Genomic DNA, 16,440 nt, shown 5'->3' on the forward strand with positions numbered 1-16,440 from the left:
TTAAGATAATAAAAACGTTATCTTTTATGGCGCCGGTGGTGAAGTGGTTAACACATCAGGTTGTGGCTCTGACATTCGCGGGTTCAATTCCCGTTCGGCGCCCCATTTAAGCAAAAAACAAGCAGGTAGTAATACCTGCTTTTTATTTTAATCCATATAATCCACCATAAAGAACAAATACATTAGGATAACCTTTTTGTCTATATGTTTTAGCAGTTAGACCGCTTCGCGAACCATAATTGCAAACTATAATTAATTTTTCATTTTTATCAGGAAAAAGTTGTTCAGCTTTTCTTACAACTCCAGGGTATGGAATATTATAAGAACCTTGGTAGCTTAAGCCAGTCATTTTGTCTTCACCAACGCTACGAACATCAATAACTTTGTATCCTTGTTCAATAAATTTATAAAAATCATTTTTACTTATTTCATAATTATTCATAATTCAATCCTTTTATATAAATATTATCTCACTAATAAGTTAAAATTATTAAAAGAATAATGTGGGGGTTTTATGAAAAAGATATATATTGCAAATGATCATACAGCTATTGAAATGAAGAATGCTATTAAAGAACACTTATTAGGGCAAGGATTTGAAGTTGTAGATTTAGGAAATAATGATGGAACATCATGTAACTATGCAAATATTGGAATCACTTTAGCTGAAGCTGTAGTTTCTGACACCAATAGCAAAGGTATCGCATTATGTGGCACAGGTATTGGAATTAGTATTGCTGCAAATAAAGTTAAGGGAGCAAGAGCTGGATTAGTTTATGAAGTTCAAACAGCAGAATTAACAAGACAACATAATGATGCAAATATTTTAGCAACTGGAGCTAGATTGATTGCAATTGAAAAGGCACTTTTATTAGTAGATACTTTTTTAAGTACTGAATTTGAAGGTGGAAGACATAAAGAAAGAGTAGGTACATTAGATGAGTACAATAAATAAAAACATTTTAGAATCACTTAGAGGTGAATTAAAAAGACAACAAGATCATATAGAATTAATTGCTAGTGAAAACTATGTTAGTGAAGCAGTCCTACAATTATCAGGAAGTGTTTTAACAAATAAATATGCAGAAGGATATCCAGACAAAAGATATTATGGTGGATGTGAATTTGTTGATCAAATTGAAAAGCAAGGGATAGAGTTAGCTAAAAAAATATTCAATGCTGAACATGCTAACTTACAACCTCATTCAGGAAGCCAAGCTAATGAAGCTGTTTATCGTGCATTATTACAAAATGGAGACAAAATAGTTTCAATGAGTTTAGATGCAGGTGGTCACTTAACACATGGATACCCAATTAACTTTTCAGGAAATAACTATGACTTCAAATTTTATGGAGTAAGTAAGGAAACTGAAGAAATTGATTTTGAAGAAGTGAGAAGAGTTGTCTTAGAGCATAAACCAAAATTAATTGTTGCAGGTGCTAGCGCATACTCAAGAATTATTGATTTCAAAAAATTTAAAGAAATTGCAGATGAAGTTGGAGCTTTATTAATGGTTGATATGGCTCATATTGCAGGTTTAGTTGCAGGAGGGGTTCACCCAAATCCAATGGAATATGCTGATGTTGTCACAACAACAACTCATAAAACTTTAAGAGGTGCTAGAGGTGGAATGATTTTATCAAAAGCAGAAATTGGTAAAAAGATTGACTCGGCTGTTTTCCCAGGGACTCAAGGTGGTCCTTTAGAAAATCAAATTGCAGGAAAAGTACAAGCTTTATATGAAGCCGACACTCCTGAATTCAAAAAATATGTTCAACAAGTAGTAGAAAACTCAAAAGCATTTGCTAAAGCATTAGCTGATAATGGGATGCGTTTAATTGCTAATGGAACAGATAATCACTTAATTAATTTAGATGTTAAAAACACTTTAAATGTAACAGGTAAAGATGCAGAAAAAATACTTGAAAGTATTGGAATAGTTTCAAATAAAAATATGATTCCATTTGATACAGAAAAACCTTTTGTAACTAGTGGTATTAGAGTTGGAACAGCAGCAATGACAACGAGAGGATTCAAAGAAAACGAATTTAGAGAAGTTGCTAGAATTATTGCTAGTGCACTAAAAGATCAATCACAAAATAACTTAGATAAACTTTCGATTGAAGTTGCAAATTTATGTAAGCAATTCCCAATTTACGAACAATTGTCATATTAATGCTTTATAATATTATTAATTTGGACAAATAAAGGGGAAAATAAATATGGCATTTACAGAGTTAAAACATCCTTTGATAATTGATAAATTATCAAGAATGCGTAGAAAAGAAACATCATCAAAAGATTTTAGGGAAAATCTTAACGAAATAGCTCAATTAATGGTCTATGAAATCTTCAGAGATTTAGAACTTGAACCAATTGAAATTGAAACACCGATGACAAAAACAACAGGTTATACAATTGATAAACCAATTGTGTTAGTTCCAATTTTAAGAGCCGGTATAGGAATGTTAGATGGAATTCAAAAATTAATTCCAACAGCAAGAATAGCTCACATAGGGCTTTACCGTGATGAAGAAACTTTAGAAATTCATCAATATTTTGCAAAAAAAACTGAATCAATTGATGAAAGTTATGTAATAATAGTTGATCCAATGCTAGCAACTGGTGGAAGTGCTAACAAAGCAATCGACATTGTTAAAGGTTGAGGCGTTAAAAATATTAAGTTTGTTTGCTTGGTAGCTGTTGAGCCAGGAATAAGTAATGTCTTAGAAAAACACCCAGATGTAGAAATATATGCAGCATCAAAAGATGAAAAACTTTCAGACAAAGGATATATCATACCAGGTCTAGGAGATGCTGGTGATAGAATATTTGGAACAAAGTAAAATAGAAATTTTCTTTTAAAAAAACTCCTTAATTTGGAGTTTTTTTACTTTTTCCACTTTTGTTTCATTTTTTCTTTATAGGAGTAGAATATTAAAGAACGTAGTAGGCGAGGTGCTACTTGAATGGAATTAAAAAGTATATATAAAAACTGGTTCAAAAATCCTGCATTAACAATTATATTTATGATTAGCTTTTTAACAGGAATGACAATTACTTTGTTATTTGTGTTAAAAATTATTAATTATAGTTGATTAACAGGTTGGGTTTTAGGTTTAACTTCGTTTTTAGTTGGTATTTTTATTAGTAAGAAGTCAGTTGTTCTTCTTCTTGAAAATGAAAATCATTTTTTATTTTACTTTTTCTTTTTATTAAGAATAGGTGCTTACGCCACTCCGTTATTTATTGCTTTTTTTAATAACAATATTATTTTTGATTATAGAGGTGTATTAATTGGTCTTAGCCCAATTCTACTACTACCATTTACAAATCATAAAATCTTAAATCTTAAAAGTTATTAGAAATTTAAGGAGGGTTCAAATTGGACAATATGTTTGAAGGTTTATGATCTTTGACAACACAGTTTAGTGCAATCATCATTACCACAATTCTTATTTGTGCTATTTGTATTACTTATAACATTAAAGTGAGAGGGCAAGAAGAAGATAAAGAATTATCTGGAATGATTGTTATTATCGATATGTTTGTTTCTTCAGTTGAAAACTTAGTTGTTTCAATCATGGGGAAAAAATATCGTAAATTGACTCCATACTTTTTATACATTTGTTTGTATATCATAGTAGGATCATTGGTTTCATTACTTGGTTTTGAATCACCTTCTTCTTCATACACAATTACTTTATCAATGGCTTTTGTTACATTTGTGATGATTTATTATTTTGCATTTAAATATCAAAAATGAGCTTATCTAAAAAGATATATAAATCCAATTGAAATATTTACACAATTTACACCATTATTATCTATGTCTTTCCGTCTATTTGGTAACCTTTTAGGTGGATCAATTATTTTAGGACTAGTGTATGCATTGTTCATTGGTTTCCAAAGTAGTTGAGCACATGGGACAATTAGTTTTGGAGACGAAGGAATGCACTGACCATCATTTGGAATATGAAATGCAGGTGTTTTAGAAGACGACAATGCTTGAAAGATGCAGTATACGTACTGATGATCAGGGGTTAATATTTTCACAAGTGCTATAACTCCATTTTTACATATGTACTTTGATATGTTTGATGCTGTTATCCAAGCTGTTGTATTTACAATGTTATCACTTTCATATTGAGCAGAAGGTATGGGAGAGGAACAAGAGTTAACTCACAAAGGTGAGGATAGAAATAGTTCAAAAAGAACTCAAAAATTGAAAAAAATAGAATTACAAAAATAAAATAAAAGGAGAATTATTATTTATGTTATTTACAGATTACATGGCAAATTTTTTAGTAGGATACTTTAATGTATTATCAAGTATTATGCCTTTATTAGCAGAATCAACTTCAACTGGTGATGGTCTTAAATTATTAGGAGCTGGAGTTGCTATTGTTGGGGTTGCTGGAGCAGGAATCGGACAAGGTGCTGTTGGACAAGGTGCATGTATGGCAATCGGAAGAAACCCAGAAATGGCACCAAAAATTACTTCAACTATGATTATTGCAGCGGGGATTGCAGAATCAGGAGCTATTTACGCATTAGTTGTTGCTATTTTATTAATTTTCGTAGCTTAAGAAATATAAAGAAAGAAGGGTGTGTTAAATGATATTTATCGCAGAAACACAAACAGCTGGAGTTCCAGAAATCATAACATCTTTATTTCCTAACTTGCCAAACTTTATTGCGCATGTTATAGCTACAATTGTTTTAATAGTTATATTATCAAAATTGATGTATAAACCATTTAGAAAAACTATTAAAGACAGAAGAAACAAAATAAATGAATTATTAAGCGAGGCTGTGCAAAAGCAAACAGAAGCAAATATGGGTGTTAAAAAAGCCGAAGCATTATTGCAAGACGCTAAAACAGAATCTTCATTAATTATTCAAACTTCAAAAGTTGATGCTGATATTCAAAAAACTCACATCATTAATGAAGCTCACAAATATGCTGACATTATTAAGAATCAAGCAGAAAAAGACATCGCTCAAGAAAGATCAAAAATTGAAGCAGAAATTAAAACAACAATAGTTAATGTTGCGTTTGATGCTGCTGAACAGATTTTACAAAAAGAAATCAATAAAACTAAAAACAAAGAAATTGTTGATGAGTTTATTGAAAACCTTGATAAATAATTATGGTTTTAAAAGATAACGTTATTGATAATTGAGCAAATGCTTTAACAAAAATTGCTGTAAAAGAAAACAAAGTCAAAAAAATGTTAGAAGAAGCACATGTGCTAATTGAAGTTCTAAAAAATAAAAATGAATTTGTTGATATTCTTACTTTTAAATCAGCACACGATGAAGAAAAAAGAATCAAAATAATTGATGATACTTTTGGTCAATTTAACATTGATCAAGATATCATGAACGCTTTTAAAATATTAGTTCATATGCAGGCATTTGTTAATGCTAGAGATATTTTAAAAAGATTAAGAGGAAAACTTGTTGAATTAGACAATATGACTTATGGTGTAGTTTGGTCTACTGAAGAAATCTCAGCTAAACAAATTAAAGAAATTGAAGAAAAAATGTCTAAAAAAATTAATAAGGAAGTTAAATTGGTTAACAAAATTGACCCTAAATTAATTGCAGGTATTCAAGTAGTTGTTCATAACAAAGTTTATGATGGCTCATTAAGAAGTAAACTTGATGAAATGAAATATCAAGTATTGAAAGAAAAATAGGAGGTTTAATATATGGCATTAAATATTAAAGAAATCTCTGAAGTTATTGAAAAACAAATAAAAAACTATGGTAAAGACATTATCGAAGCTGAGCAAGGTAGTGTTGTTACTATTGGGGATGGTGTTTCTTTAATTTACGGATTAGACAAAGCTTTAATGGGTGAATTATTAATTTTCCCTAATGATGTTTATGGTATGGTTTTAAGTCTTGAAGAAGGTGCAGTTGGTGCTGTTATTCTTGGGGACTATAAACTTATCAAAGAAGGTGACATTGTTAAACGTACAGGTAAAGTTGTTGAAACACCTGTTGGTGATGCAATGATTGGTAGAGTTGTTAATGCATTAGGTCAACCAATTGATAACAATGGACCAATCAAAACTAAAAAATTTAAACCAGTTGAAAAAATTGCAACTGGAGTTATGGCTCGTAAATCAGTTAGTCAACCTCTAGAAACAGGTATTCTAGGAATTGATGCTTCTATTCCAATTGGAAAAGGTCAACGTGAGTTAATCATTGGTGACCGTCAAACTGGTAAAACAGCTGTTGCTATTGATACAATAATTAATCAAAAAGGTAAAAATGTTAAATGTATTTATGTATCAATTGGACAAAAAGATTCAACAATTGCGCAAGTTGTTGAAAAGCTTAAAAAATATGGTGCAATGGAATATACTACTGTTGTTAATGCAGGAGCTAGTGATTCAGCGCCATTACAATACTTAGCACCTTATACAGGTGTAACTATTGGTGAAGAATGAATGGAAAATGGTGAAGATGTTTTAATTGTTTATGATGACTTGTCTAAACATGCGGTAGCTTACCGTGAAATGTCTCTTCTATTAAGAAGACCACCAGGTCGTGAAGCTTACCCTGGTGATGTTTTCTACTTACACTCACGTCTTTTAGAAAGAGCAGCTAGAGTTAATGAAAAATTTGGTGGTGGATCAATTACAGCACTACCAATTATTGAAACTCAAGCAAGCGATATTTCAGCATATATTCCAACAAACGTTATTTCAATTACTGATGGACAAATTTTCTTATCAAGTGATTTATTCATGGCAGGTATTAGACCAGCTATTAATATTGGTCCTTCAGTTTCTAGGGTTGGTTCATCAGCACAAATTAAAGCTGTTAAACAAGTCTCAGGAACATTGAAATTGGAACTAGCACAATACTATGAATTGGAAGCTTTTTCAAAATTTGGTTCAGACTTAGACGAATCAACAAAAGCTACTTTAGATCATGGGGCAAGAATTATCCAAATGTTAGTTCAACGTCAATATTCACCTTTAAATCAAATAGATGAAGCAATTATTTTATTTGCAATTAAATCTCACTTAATTAAATGAATTCCTTTAGAAAACATTAGAGATTTCAAAACTGAAATAATTACATTCTTTAATAATGAAAAAGAGGCGAAAGCTTTAAAAGCTGAATTAGCTAAAAAACTTGAATGAAGCGCTGATCTTGAAAGTGGAATTCAAAAAGAAATTGAAAAATTAGTTGTTAAATTCACTTCTACTTTAAATAACTACAACCCTACTATTTTTGGGGATGAAAAAGAATTTAAAAAATTAGGTAAGTAATGGCAAATTTAAGTAATTTAAAAACACAAATTTCAAATACTCAAGATATCGGTAAAATTACTAATGCGATGCAATTAGTTGCAAGTGCAAAATTACGCCGTATTGGTAAAAAAGTTACTGAAACTCAAGAATATGTATCTGAAGTTTATTCAATTTTTAATGAAATAATTAAACATTCAAGTGAATCAATTTATTTAAAAAATTCTACTAATGATATTAAAAAAACTTTATGAGTTGTTGTTAACTCAAATTTAGGTTTATGTGGTGGATATAACACTAACGTTAATAAATTAGTTATTAGTAATTTCAAAAAAGAAGATCAAATTTATGCTATTGGTTCAAAAGCTGTTTCTGCTTTCAATAGTAAAAAAATGAAAATTAAAAATGAATGTACTGGTGTTGATATTGATTTCTCACCATCACAAGCAAAACAAATTGGTAATGAGTTATTAAGTTATTATTCAAGTGGAGAATTTGATGAAATTCAAATTGTTTATACAAAGTTTATTAACAATGTAACATTTGAACCAACAAAATTAAGAGTTTTCCCAATTATTAAAGAGGATGCTCAAGAAACTTCAAATAGTTACTATAGCTTTGAGCCAAGTGCTGAAGAAGTTTTAAATAATGCTGTTACTTTGTATTTAAGCACTATAATCTTTGGAACAATTGTTGAATCACAAGTAAGTGAACAAGCAAGCCGTAGATTAGCTATGGAAAATGCAACAAATAATGGTAAAGAATTAGAATACAATTTAAGTATTCAGTATAATCGTGAAAGACAAGCATCAATTACACAAGAAATATCAGAGATTGTTTCTGGTGCTAATGCTTTAATGGGATAGGAGAAAAATATGGCAGCAAAAAAAACAACAAGTAAAAATACTGTTAATTCAGCAAATGGTTTTGTATTCCAAATTTTAGGACCAGTTGTTGATGTTAAATTCAGCGAAGATAATATTCCTATGATCTATGATGCTTTGGTTGTAGATAACAATGGAGTTGAATTAGTTTTAGAAGTTGAGCAACACATGGGTGATGAAGTTGTTAGAACAATTGCAATGGGACCAACTGAAGGACTGGCAAAAGGTCTTCCAGTTATTAATACAAATGCTCCAATTCAAGCACCAGTTGGTGACGATGTTTTAGGACGTATGTTTAATGTTACAGGACATGCAATTGATGAAAAACCAGAATTCACAGGTAAAAGAATGCCTATTCACCGTGATGCACCAGCTTATGAAGAACTAATTACTAATGCTGAAATTTTGGAAACAGGAATTAAAGTTATAGACTTAATGATTCCATTTGCTAAAGGTGGAAAAATTGGATTATTTGGTGGAGCCGGAGTTGGTAAAACAGTTTTAATTCAAGAATTAATTAACAATATTGCTAAAGCTCACAGTGGGGTTTCAGTTTTCGCTGGAGTTGGTGAAAGAACTCGTGAAGGAAATGACCTTTATCATGAATTCATCGAAGCTGGAGTTTTGGATAAAACAAGTTTAGTATTTGGACAAATGAATGAACCACCAGGGGCACGTATGCGTGTTGCTTTAACAGGTTTAACAATTGCTGAACACTTTAGAGATGAAAAAAACATGGATGTGCTATTATTCATTGATAACATTTTCAGGTTTACACAAGCAGGTAGTGAAGTTAGTGCCTTATTAGGGCGTATGCCTTCAGCTGTTGGATATCAACCAACTTTATCTACAGAAATGGGAGCATTACAAGAACGTATTACTTCAACAAATAAAGGATCAATTACATCAGTTCAAGCTGTTTATGTACCAGCTGATGATTTAACTGACCCTGCACCTGCAACAACATTTACACACTTAGATGCAAAAATTGTTCTTGACCGTTCAATTGCAAGTTTAGGAATCTATCCTGCAGTTGACCCACTTTCATCTTCATCAAGAATGTTAGATCCAGAAATTATTGGAGAAGAACATTACAATGTAGCTTTAGGTGTTCAAGGAACTCTACAAAAATACCAAGATTTACAATCAATCATTGCAATCTTAGGTATGGATGAATTAAGTGCAGAAGATAAATTAATTGTTCAAAGAGCACGTAAGATAAGAAACTTCTTGTCTCAATCATTCTTTGTAGGAGAAAAATTTACAGGTCGTCCTGGACAATATGTAAAAGTATCTGACACAGTAAGATCATTTAAAATGATTCTTGATGGTGAAATGGATGACATTCCAGAAATCTTGTTCTTATATAAAGGAACAGCTGAAGATGTTATTCAAGCATACAATGAAACAAAAGTTAAAAATAAAAAGTAGGTGAATTTAAATGGCAATTAATTTAATAATTACTACTCCAAATGGTAAATTTATAGACAATAAAAAAGTTGATATTATTAACTTAAAAACTATTGATGGAGATATTGGGGTATTAGGAAATATGTCGCCTTTGGTTACAGCTTTAAAAATTGGCAATATGAATTTTAAAGTTAATAATCAAACTCATTGAATTCACTTACATAGAGGCCTAGCAATAATTAACGCAACAGAATGTAAGATAATTACAGAAAGATTATATTTGGTAAATGAAAATGGTACTAAATTACCAACACCAGATAAATTAGATTAATTAAAAAACTTTATCTCTTTTTAAGAAATAAAGTTTTTTTTGTATTTTTAGGAACATAATTAAATAAAAGGAGAACATATTATGAGTAAAATTTATGAAACAACAGTAACTAATACAGGAGGAAGAACTGGAGAAGTTATTTCATCTGATGGAAAATTTAGTTTAAAGATATCATCACCTACATTAAATTTAGAAGGAACAACAAATCCTGAGCAATTATTTGCAGCAGGATATAGCTCATGTTTTAATGGAGCATTGCAAGCTGTAATGGCTAAAAATAAAGTTTCATTTAAGACAAATGTAACAGCAAAAGTGGCTTTACATAATAACGGAGAATTGAACTTCAATATATCAGTTGATTTGCAAGTTGAAATTATAGGAGCAGATAAAGAAATTGCTGAAAAATTAATGCATGAAGCAGACTTGGTATGTCCTTATTCAAAAGCTTTAAAAAACAATGTAGAAGTTACGTTAAGCCTAAAATAACAAAAAAAAGAACACTTTGTAGGTGTTCTTTTATCTAATAATTTTTATAATATTTTGTTGTTTTTCATTTTGACTTGAAATAGTAAAACTTTTTTTAGCTTTTTCAATTCAATCATTGTTAATATCAAAGTTTGTATAGAAAGTTAAAACAACATCACCAGTTTTTACAACATCACCAGTTTTTTTATTTAAATATATTCCAGCTGAAAAATCTATTAAATCTTCTTTTGTTTTTCTACCTGCTCCAAGTTCCATTGAAAGTAATCCTATAGTTTCAGCATCTTGAGAAATGATGTAACCGTTTTCTTCTGCTAAAACTTCAATTTTGTTCTTAGTTGTAAAATTTTGTTCATAGTTTTTAATTAATTCAAAATTTCCACCTTGAGCTTCAACAAATTCTTGTAAAAAGTGTGCGCACTCACCTGTTTCTAGTTTTTTGTAACAGTCACTTATAGCATCTTCTAATTTATCAAAAATGCCAAGGTCAGTTAAAGTTAAACCAGCAGCTGTACAAACAACTTCTTTTAAATCTTCTGGACCATTATTATTTAAAGTATCTCAAGCTTCCTTAACTTCAATTGCATTTCCTATAGCTTTTCCTAAAGGTTTTTGCATATCAGTAAGAAGAATTGAAACTTTTCTATTATATCCATGCCCAATAGTAATCATTTCGTTTGCTAGTTTTTCAGCGATGTCTATATTTTTCATAAATGCACCAGCTCCAACTTTAACATCTAGAATTAAACTGTCACTATCGATCACTAATTTTTTACTCATAATAGAAGCAGCGATTAAAGGAATAGAATCAACAGTTCCAGTAACATCTCTTAACGCATACATTTTTTTATCAGCAGGAACGATATCATCTGATTGACCTGTGATGCTCATTCCAACTTCATTAATTGTTTTAATGAATTTTTCTTTAGATAATTCACTTGTTCAACCTTTACATGATTCTAATTTATCAATAGTACCACCAGTTACTCCAAGTCCTCTACCAGAAAGTTTACAAACCTTTACTCCATAACTTGCAACTAATGGACTATATACTAAACTTGTTTTATCTCCAACTCCGCCAGTTGAATGCTTATCAGCTTTTAAACCTGTAACTTCACTAACATCATAAACATATCCTGATTCAACATAAGATTGGGTTAATGCTAAAGTTTCTGCTTTGGTCATTCCATTGAAATAAACCGCCATAGCAAAAGCAGCCATTTGATAATCTGTTACATTATTTTTAACGTAACTGTTTATCAATCATTTAATTTCTTCAGCTGATAATTCTATTGAATGTTTCTTTTTTTCTATAATTTCACTAAAACTGTAGTTCATAAGTCTCCTTTTGTAAGAGTGTACAATATTTACACCATTACTCTTTCTACTATATTATAATAGAATAGACATATAAAAAACATAAGGAGTACAAATGGTTTTTGATAAAAATAACAAAGTTTATGGTGAATGAATAAATAACCAAAAATTGGATGATGAGTTGAAAAGCCTTTTAGTAAATGCTACTGATGATGAATTGCATGCAGCATTTGAAGGAATAGAGTTAGAATTTGGAACAGCAGGTATAAGAGGTATTCTTGGAGCAGGACCTGGAAGATTTAACGTTTACACTGTTAAAAAAGTTACTATTGCATTTGCAGAATTATTAAAACAAAATTACCCAAATAGGTTGAATGATGGAATAGTTGTTGGTCATGATAACCGTCATAATTCTAAACAGTTTGCAAAAGTTGTAGCCGAAGTTTTATCAAGCTTTGGGATTAAAGCATATTTATTTAAAGAAAATGAAATGATGCCTACACCTGTTGTTTCATACGCAACTAAATTTTTAAACTGTATTGGAGGTATTGTAATAACAGCATCACATAATCCTTCAGAATATAACGGTTATAAAATATATGATCCATACGGATGTCAATTGCAAGATGAGCAAACAGCAGTTATTGCTAAAAGAATGGATGAAATATCAGATATATTAAGTTGAGATTATGAAGTTAATAATTCCTTAATTGAAGTAGTTAATGAAGAAGTTATTAACAGTTATGTAGATATGATAAAGAACCTAGAATTTTATAAAAATGAACAAAACTCTAAAAAAGATTTAAAAATTATTTTTAGTGCTGTAAATGGAACAGGCACTAAATTTACCCCAAAAATATTACGTGAATCAGGATATGATGTTATTGAAGTTGAAGAACATGCGTTTGAAGATGAAACATTTAAGAATGTTGTAAATCCAAATCCAGAATTTGATCCAGCTTGAAAAATACCTCTTGAATATGGTGTTAAACATGATGCAGATATTATCATCATGAATGATCCTGATGCAGACAGATTTGGTATGGCTATTAAACATAATGGAGAATTTATTAGATTAGATGGAAATCAAACTGGGCCAATATTAATTGATTGAAAATTATCTAATTTAAAACGATTGAATAGCTTTCCAAAAAATCCAGCTTTATACTCAAGCTTTGTAACAAGTGATTTAGGTGATAGAATTGCTAATGAAAAATATGGAGTTAATATTGTAAAAACCTTAACTGGCTTTAAATGAATGGGAAGAGAAATTGCAAAAGAAGTAGATAATGGATTAAATTTTGTATTTGCTTATGAAGAAAGTTATGGCTACGTTATTGATGACTCAGCTAGAGATAAAGATGGAATACAAGCTTCAATTTTAATTGCAGAAGCTGCTTGATTTTATAAGAAACAAAATAAGACATTAGTAGATTACTTAGAAGACTTATTTAAAGAAATGGGTGCATATTACACTTTCACTTTAAATCTAAACTTCAAACCTGAAGAGAAGAAACTAAAAATTGAACCATTAATGAAATCATTAAGATCAACACCATTAACTGATATAGCTGATTTAAAAGTTGTTAATATTGAAGATTACATTGACGGTATGTACAACATGCCTGGTCAGGACTTATTAAAATTTTATTTAGAAGATAAATCTTGATTTGCTGTTCGTCCAAGCGGAACAGAACCAAAATTAAAAATATATTTTATTGGAGTTGGTGAAACTGTGGAAGCAGCCAAAGTTAAAGTTGATAAAATTATTGAAGAACTAAAAATAAAAATGAATATTTAGGAGAAAAGAAATGAAACTAAACAAATATATTGATCACACACTGTTAAAACAGGATGCAACAAAAGCTGAAATCAAACAATTATGTGATGAAGCAATCGAATATGATTTTGCAACAGTATGTGTTAATTCATACTGAACAAGCTATTGTAATGATTTATTAAAAGGAACTAATGTTGGAATTACTAATGTTGTCGGTTTTCCATTAGGAGCATGTACAACTGCTACAAAAGCTTTTGAAGTAACAGAAGCAATTAAAAATGGTGCAACTGAAATTGATATGGTATTAAATATTGGTGCTTTAAAAGATAAAAATTATGAATTAGTTTTAGAAGATATGAAAGCTGTTAAAAAAGCAGCTGGATCACATGTCGTAAAATGTATCATGGAAAATTGTTTACTAACAAGAGAAGAAATCATAAAAGCCTGTGAAATAGCTGTTGAAGCTGGATTAGAATTTGTTAAAACATCAACAGGGTTCTCAAAATCAGGTGCAACATTTGAAGACGTTAAATTAATGAAATCAGTTGTTAAAGATAATGCTTTAGTTAAAGCTGCTGGTGGAGTTAGAACATTTGATGATGCTCAAAAAATGATTGAAGCAGGTGCTGATCGCTTGGGTACAAGTGGTGGTGTTGCTATTATTAAAGGTGAAGAAAACAACGCAAGTTACTAAAACTAGCGTTGTTTTATTTTGCTCATTTTTTATTAAAAATTGGCAAAAAGGCAGCTAAAAGAACATTATATTTTAGCTAAAGTTTATTAAAAAGAACATTTTAGTTGATTTTATAAAGGTCATAGAATATAATATTTTAGCATGTGTATTTTGTGTGCTCATTTACAACACACCGGTAAGGGTTGTTGATGAATGAAAAAATTATTAAAAATGGAGGTTACAATGGCAGAACAAAAAATGAGAATAAAATTAAAAGGCTATGATCACGCAATCATTGATCAAAGCATTTCAAAAATTATTGAAGCTGCTGAAGGAACTGGGGCAAAGGTTAGAGGACCTATCCCATTACCAACAGATAAACAAGTGATTACCATCTTAAGAGCTGTTCACAAGTACAAAGACTCTCGTGAACAATTCGAAATGAGAACACACAAAAGATTATTAGAGATTTTAAATCCAACACCAACTACAATGGACGTATTAAAAAGAGTTCAATTACCAAGTGGTGTAGATATCGAAATCAAATTATAAAAAATACAAATACAAAATTAAGTAACGAAATATACATGATTATCAATTAGGAGGATAAAAAGATGAAAGGAATCTTAGGACGTAAAGTTGAAATGACTCAAGTTTTTACAGCTAACGGGAAATTAGTACCAGTTACTGTAGTTGAAGTTCAACCAAACACTATCTTACAAGTTAAAACTCTTGAAACAAATGGTTACGTTGCTACTCAATTAGGAGTATTCGACAAAAGAGAAAACTTAGTAAACAAACCTGAATTAGGACAATTCAAAAAAGCTAATTCAGTTCCTAAGCGCTTCGTAAAAGAGATCAGAAACATGGAAGGGTTTGAAGTTGGATCAGTAATTTCAGCATCAGACATTTTCGAAACTGGTCAATACGTTGACGTTACAGGAATTTCAAAAGGAAAAGGATTTGCGGGAGCAATCAAAAGACATAACTACTCAAGAGGACCAATGGCTCACGGGTCAGGTTACCACCGTGGTATCGGTTCAATGGGAGCTATTATTAACCGTATTTTCAAATCTAAAAAAATGGCAGGTCACATGGGACATGTTAAACGTACAGTTCAAAACTTAGAAGTAATTGCAATCGATAACAACATTATGTTAGTTAAAGGTTCAATTCCAGGACCAAACAAAGGATTTGTTACAATCAAAGCTAATGTTAAAGGTCTATCAAACACACAAGCAGCAGAATTATTAGTAAGAAACGCACCAGTAGCTACTGAAGCTCCAATCGAAGCACCAGTTGTTGAAGAAGTTGTTTCTACAGAAGAGTAATAGGAGAACAATTATGGAATTAAAAGTATTAAACGTCCAAGGACAAGAAGTTAAAACAATTTCATTAAATGATAGTGTTTGAAATGTGGCACCACATAAACAAGCTATTTATGACACTGTTATTTCACAACAAGCTGCTTTAAGAAAAGGAACTAAAAAAACTAAAACTCGTGCTGAAGTACGTGGTGGTGGTAAAAAACCTTGAAGACAAAAAGGAACTGGACGTGCACGTCAAGGATCAATTAGAGCACCACACTGAAGAGGTGGAGGGGTTACTTTTGGTCCAACACCTGATATTAACTACAAGAAATCAGTAAACAAAAAAGTAAGAGCATTAGCATTTAAATCAGCATTATCAATTAAAGCTAGTGAACAAAATCTTGTAATCGTTGATAAATTCGATTTCGCTAAACCATCAACAAAAGAAATGATTAGCGTAATGAAAAATTTACAAATTGATGATCAAAAAACATTAATCATTACTAAAGAAAATGAAGAATTAGTAATTAAATCTTCAAGTAACATTAAAGGGGTAAAAACTTTACCATCAATCAAATTAAATGTATTTGATATCTTAAATGCAACTAAATTAGTTATGACAGAAGAAGCTGCAATGGCTGTTGAGGGGGTATACGCATAATGCATTTAACAGAAGTAATTAAAAAACCTGTGTTAACTGAAAAATCATTTTTAGGTCACGCAAACGGTGTATATACTTTCTTAGTTGACAGAAGAGCTAATAAAGTTCAAATTAAAAAAACATTCGAAGAAATCTTTGAAGTAAAAGTTGAATCAGTAAGAACAATGAACTATGACGGAAAAGAAAAAAGAATGGGTAGATTTGTCGGAAAAACAAATAACTACAAAAAAGCAATCATCACTTTAAAAGATGGTGAAACATTAGATATTTTAAGTGATTTATAGAAAAAACCTAGCCCATAGGCGACAAATATTAT

Annotated in this window: 21 protein-coding genes and 1 tRNA gene; 20 read left to right on the plus strand and 2 right to left on the minus strand. The window is 30.5% G+C overall.

From position 1 onward, the window contains the following. Positions 1 to 29 precede the first annotated feature (29 nt). A tRNA-His gene (locus MCOLE_RS00585) sits at positions 30 to 105 on the plus strand. 37 nt (positions 106 to 142) lie between these two features. Here the strand turns inward: MCOLE_RS00585 and MCOLE_RS00590 are convergent. Then, positions 143 to 442 (minus strand): rhodanese-like domain-containing protein, encoded by a 300-nt coding sequence (locus MCOLE_RS00590; protein WP_100670570.1) that lies wholly within the window; start codon positions 440 to 442, stop codon positions 143 to 145. Between the two features lie 72 nt (positions 443 to 514). Here MCOLE_RS00590 and rpiB point away from each other — a divergent pair, with 72 nt between their 5' ends. From rpiB to MCOLE_RS00655, 13 genes are all read left to right on the plus strand, one after another. Beyond that, positions 515 to 955 (plus strand): ribose 5-phosphate isomerase B, encoded by a 441-nt coding sequence (rpiB, locus tag MCOLE_RS00595; protein ID WP_100670572.1) that lies wholly within the window; start codon positions 515 to 517, stop codon positions 953 to 955. After that, positions 939 to 2,177 (plus strand): serine hydroxymethyltransferase, encoded by a 1,239-nt coding sequence (locus MCOLE_RS00600; protein ID WP_100670574.1) that lies wholly within the window; start codon positions 939 to 941, stop codon positions 2,175 to 2,177. Before rpiB ends, MCOLE_RS00600 begins: the two co-directional genes overlap by 17 nt. A gap of 46 nt (positions 2,178 to 2,223) precedes the next feature. Beyond that, positions 2,224 to 2,847, plus strand: coding sequence for a uracil phosphoribosyltransferase (gene upp / locus MCOLE_RS00605; RefSeq protein ID WP_100670576.1), 624 nt, complete (start codon positions 2,224 to 2,226; stop codon positions 2,845 to 2,847). Positions 2,848 to 2,970: 123 nt separating this feature from the next. Further along, the gene (locus MCOLE_RS00610) at positions 2,971 to 3,366 is read left to right on the plus strand and encodes an MG406 family protein (protein WP_100670578.1); all 396 of its coding nucleotides are present in this window, start codon (positions 2,971 to 2,973) and stop codon (positions 3,364 to 3,366) included. 29 nt (positions 3,367 to 3,395) lie between these two features. Next, positions 3,396 to 4,253 (plus strand): F0F1 ATP synthase subunit A, encoded by an 858-nt coding sequence (locus tag MCOLE_RS00615; RefSeq protein WP_100671530.1) that lies wholly within the window; start codon positions 3,396 to 3,398, stop codon positions 4,251 to 4,253. Between the two features lie 85 nt (positions 4,254 to 4,338). Further along, positions 4,339 to 4,590 carry an ATP synthase F0 subunit C gene (atpE, locus tag MCOLE_RS00620; protein ID WP_407657517.1) on the plus strand — a complete coding sequence of 84 codons (252 nt, stop codon included), beginning with the start codon at positions 4,339 to 4,341 and terminating at the stop codon, positions 4,588 to 4,590. Between the two features lie 28 nt (positions 4,591 to 4,618). Beyond that, entirely contained in the window at positions 4,619 to 5,152 is a 534-nt protein-coding gene (gene atpF, locus MCOLE_RS00625; RefSeq protein ID WP_099650971.1) for a F0F1 ATP synthase subunit B, read from the plus strand. A gap of 2 nt (positions 5,153 to 5,154) precedes the next feature. Continuing rightward, positions 5,155 to 5,706, plus strand: coding sequence for a F0F1 ATP synthase subunit delta (locus MCOLE_RS00630; protein WP_100670580.1), 552 nt, complete (start codon positions 5,155 to 5,157; stop codon positions 5,704 to 5,706). A gap of 12 nt (positions 5,707 to 5,718) precedes the next feature. Continuing rightward, on the plus strand, positions 5,719 to 7,296 hold the full coding sequence (atpA, locus tag MCOLE_RS00635; RefSeq protein WP_099650973.1) for a F0F1 ATP synthase subunit alpha: 1,578 nt from the start codon (positions 5,719 to 5,721) through the stop codon (positions 7,294 to 7,296). Continuing rightward, positions 7,296 to 8,141: an ATP synthase F1 subunit gamma gene (gene atpG, locus MCOLE_RS00640; protein ID WP_100670582.1), complete on the plus strand. Its 846-nt coding sequence runs from the start codon at positions 7,296 to 7,298 to the stop codon at positions 8,139 to 8,141. The genes atpA and atpG overlap by 1 nt, the downstream gene beginning before the upstream one ends. A 9-nt stretch (positions 8,142 to 8,150) precedes the next feature. After that, positions 8,151 to 9,590, plus strand: coding sequence for a F0F1 ATP synthase subunit beta (atpD, locus tag MCOLE_RS00645; protein ID WP_099650975.1), 1,440 nt, complete (start codon positions 8,151 to 8,153; stop codon positions 9,588 to 9,590). Positions 9,591 to 9,600: 10 nt separating this feature from the next. Next, positions 9,601 to 9,900, plus strand: coding sequence for a hypothetical protein (locus tag MCOLE_RS00650; RefSeq protein WP_100670584.1), 300 nt, complete (start codon positions 9,601 to 9,603; stop codon positions 9,898 to 9,900). An 81-nt stretch (positions 9,901 to 9,981) separates the two neighbouring features. Further along, the gene (locus tag MCOLE_RS00655) at positions 9,982 to 10,386 is read left to right on the plus strand and encodes an organic hydroperoxide resistance protein (RefSeq protein WP_100670586.1); all 405 of its coding nucleotides are present in this window, start codon (positions 9,982 to 9,984) and stop codon (positions 10,384 to 10,386) included. A gap of 30 nt (positions 10,387 to 10,416) precedes the next feature. On the opposite strand, the gene MCOLE_RS00660 is transcribed toward MCOLE_RS00655, so the two are convergent. Beyond that, positions 10,417 to 11,721: a thymidine phosphorylase gene (locus MCOLE_RS00660; RefSeq protein WP_100670588.1), complete on the minus strand. Its 1,305-nt coding sequence runs from the start codon at positions 11,719 to 11,721 to the stop codon at positions 10,417 to 10,419. A 94-nt stretch (positions 11,722 to 11,815) separates the two neighbouring features. Between MCOLE_RS00660 and MCOLE_RS00665 the strand changes: the two genes are divergently transcribed. The 6 genes from MCOLE_RS00665 to rplW all read left to right on the plus strand — a co-directional run bounded on the left by MCOLE_RS00665 (position 11,816) and on the right by rplW (position 16,408). Beyond that, complete coding sequence (locus tag MCOLE_RS00665) at positions 11,816 to 13,501, plus strand: phospho-sugar mutase (protein ID WP_100670590.1); 1,686 nt, start codon at positions 11,816 to 11,818, stop codon at positions 13,499 to 13,501. A gap of 10 nt (positions 13,502 to 13,511) precedes the next feature. Next, complete coding sequence (deoC, locus tag MCOLE_RS00670) at positions 13,512 to 14,174, plus strand: deoxyribose-phosphate aldolase (protein ID WP_100670592.1); 663 nt, start codon at positions 13,512 to 13,514, stop codon at positions 14,172 to 14,174. 222 nt (positions 14,175 to 14,396) lie between these two features. Then, positions 14,397 to 14,705, plus strand: a complete 309-nt coding sequence (rpsJ, locus tag MCOLE_RS00675; RefSeq protein ID WP_027875738.1) for a 30S ribosomal protein S10 — start codon at positions 14,397 to 14,399, stop codon at positions 14,703 to 14,705. 62 nt (positions 14,706 to 14,767) lie between these two features. Then, positions 14,768 to 15,484: a 50S ribosomal protein L3 gene (rplC, locus tag MCOLE_RS00680; RefSeq protein ID WP_011183020.1), complete on the plus strand. Its 717-nt coding sequence runs from the start codon at positions 14,768 to 14,770 to the stop codon at positions 15,482 to 15,484. Positions 15,485 to 15,497: 13 nt separating this feature from the next. Continuing rightward, the gene (gene rplD, locus MCOLE_RS00685) at positions 15,498 to 16,124 is read left to right on the plus strand and encodes a 50S ribosomal protein L4 (protein ID WP_100670594.1); all 627 of its coding nucleotides are present in this window, start codon (positions 15,498 to 15,500) and stop codon (positions 16,122 to 16,124) included. Further along, complete coding sequence (gene rplW / locus MCOLE_RS00690; protein ID WP_011183022.1) at positions 16,124 to 16,408, plus strand: 50S ribosomal protein L23; 285 nt, start codon at positions 16,124 to 16,126, stop codon at positions 16,406 to 16,408. The genes rplD and rplW overlap by 1 nt, the downstream gene beginning before the upstream one ends. The last annotated feature ends 32 nt before the right edge of the window (positions 16,409 to 16,440 follow it).

It is taken from the genome of Mesoplasma coleopterae (genome assembly GCF_002804245.1).
GTDB classification, from domain to species: domain Bacteria; phylum Bacillota_I; class Bacilli_A; order Mycoplasmatales; family Mycoplasmataceae; genus Mesoplasma; species Mesoplasma coleopterae.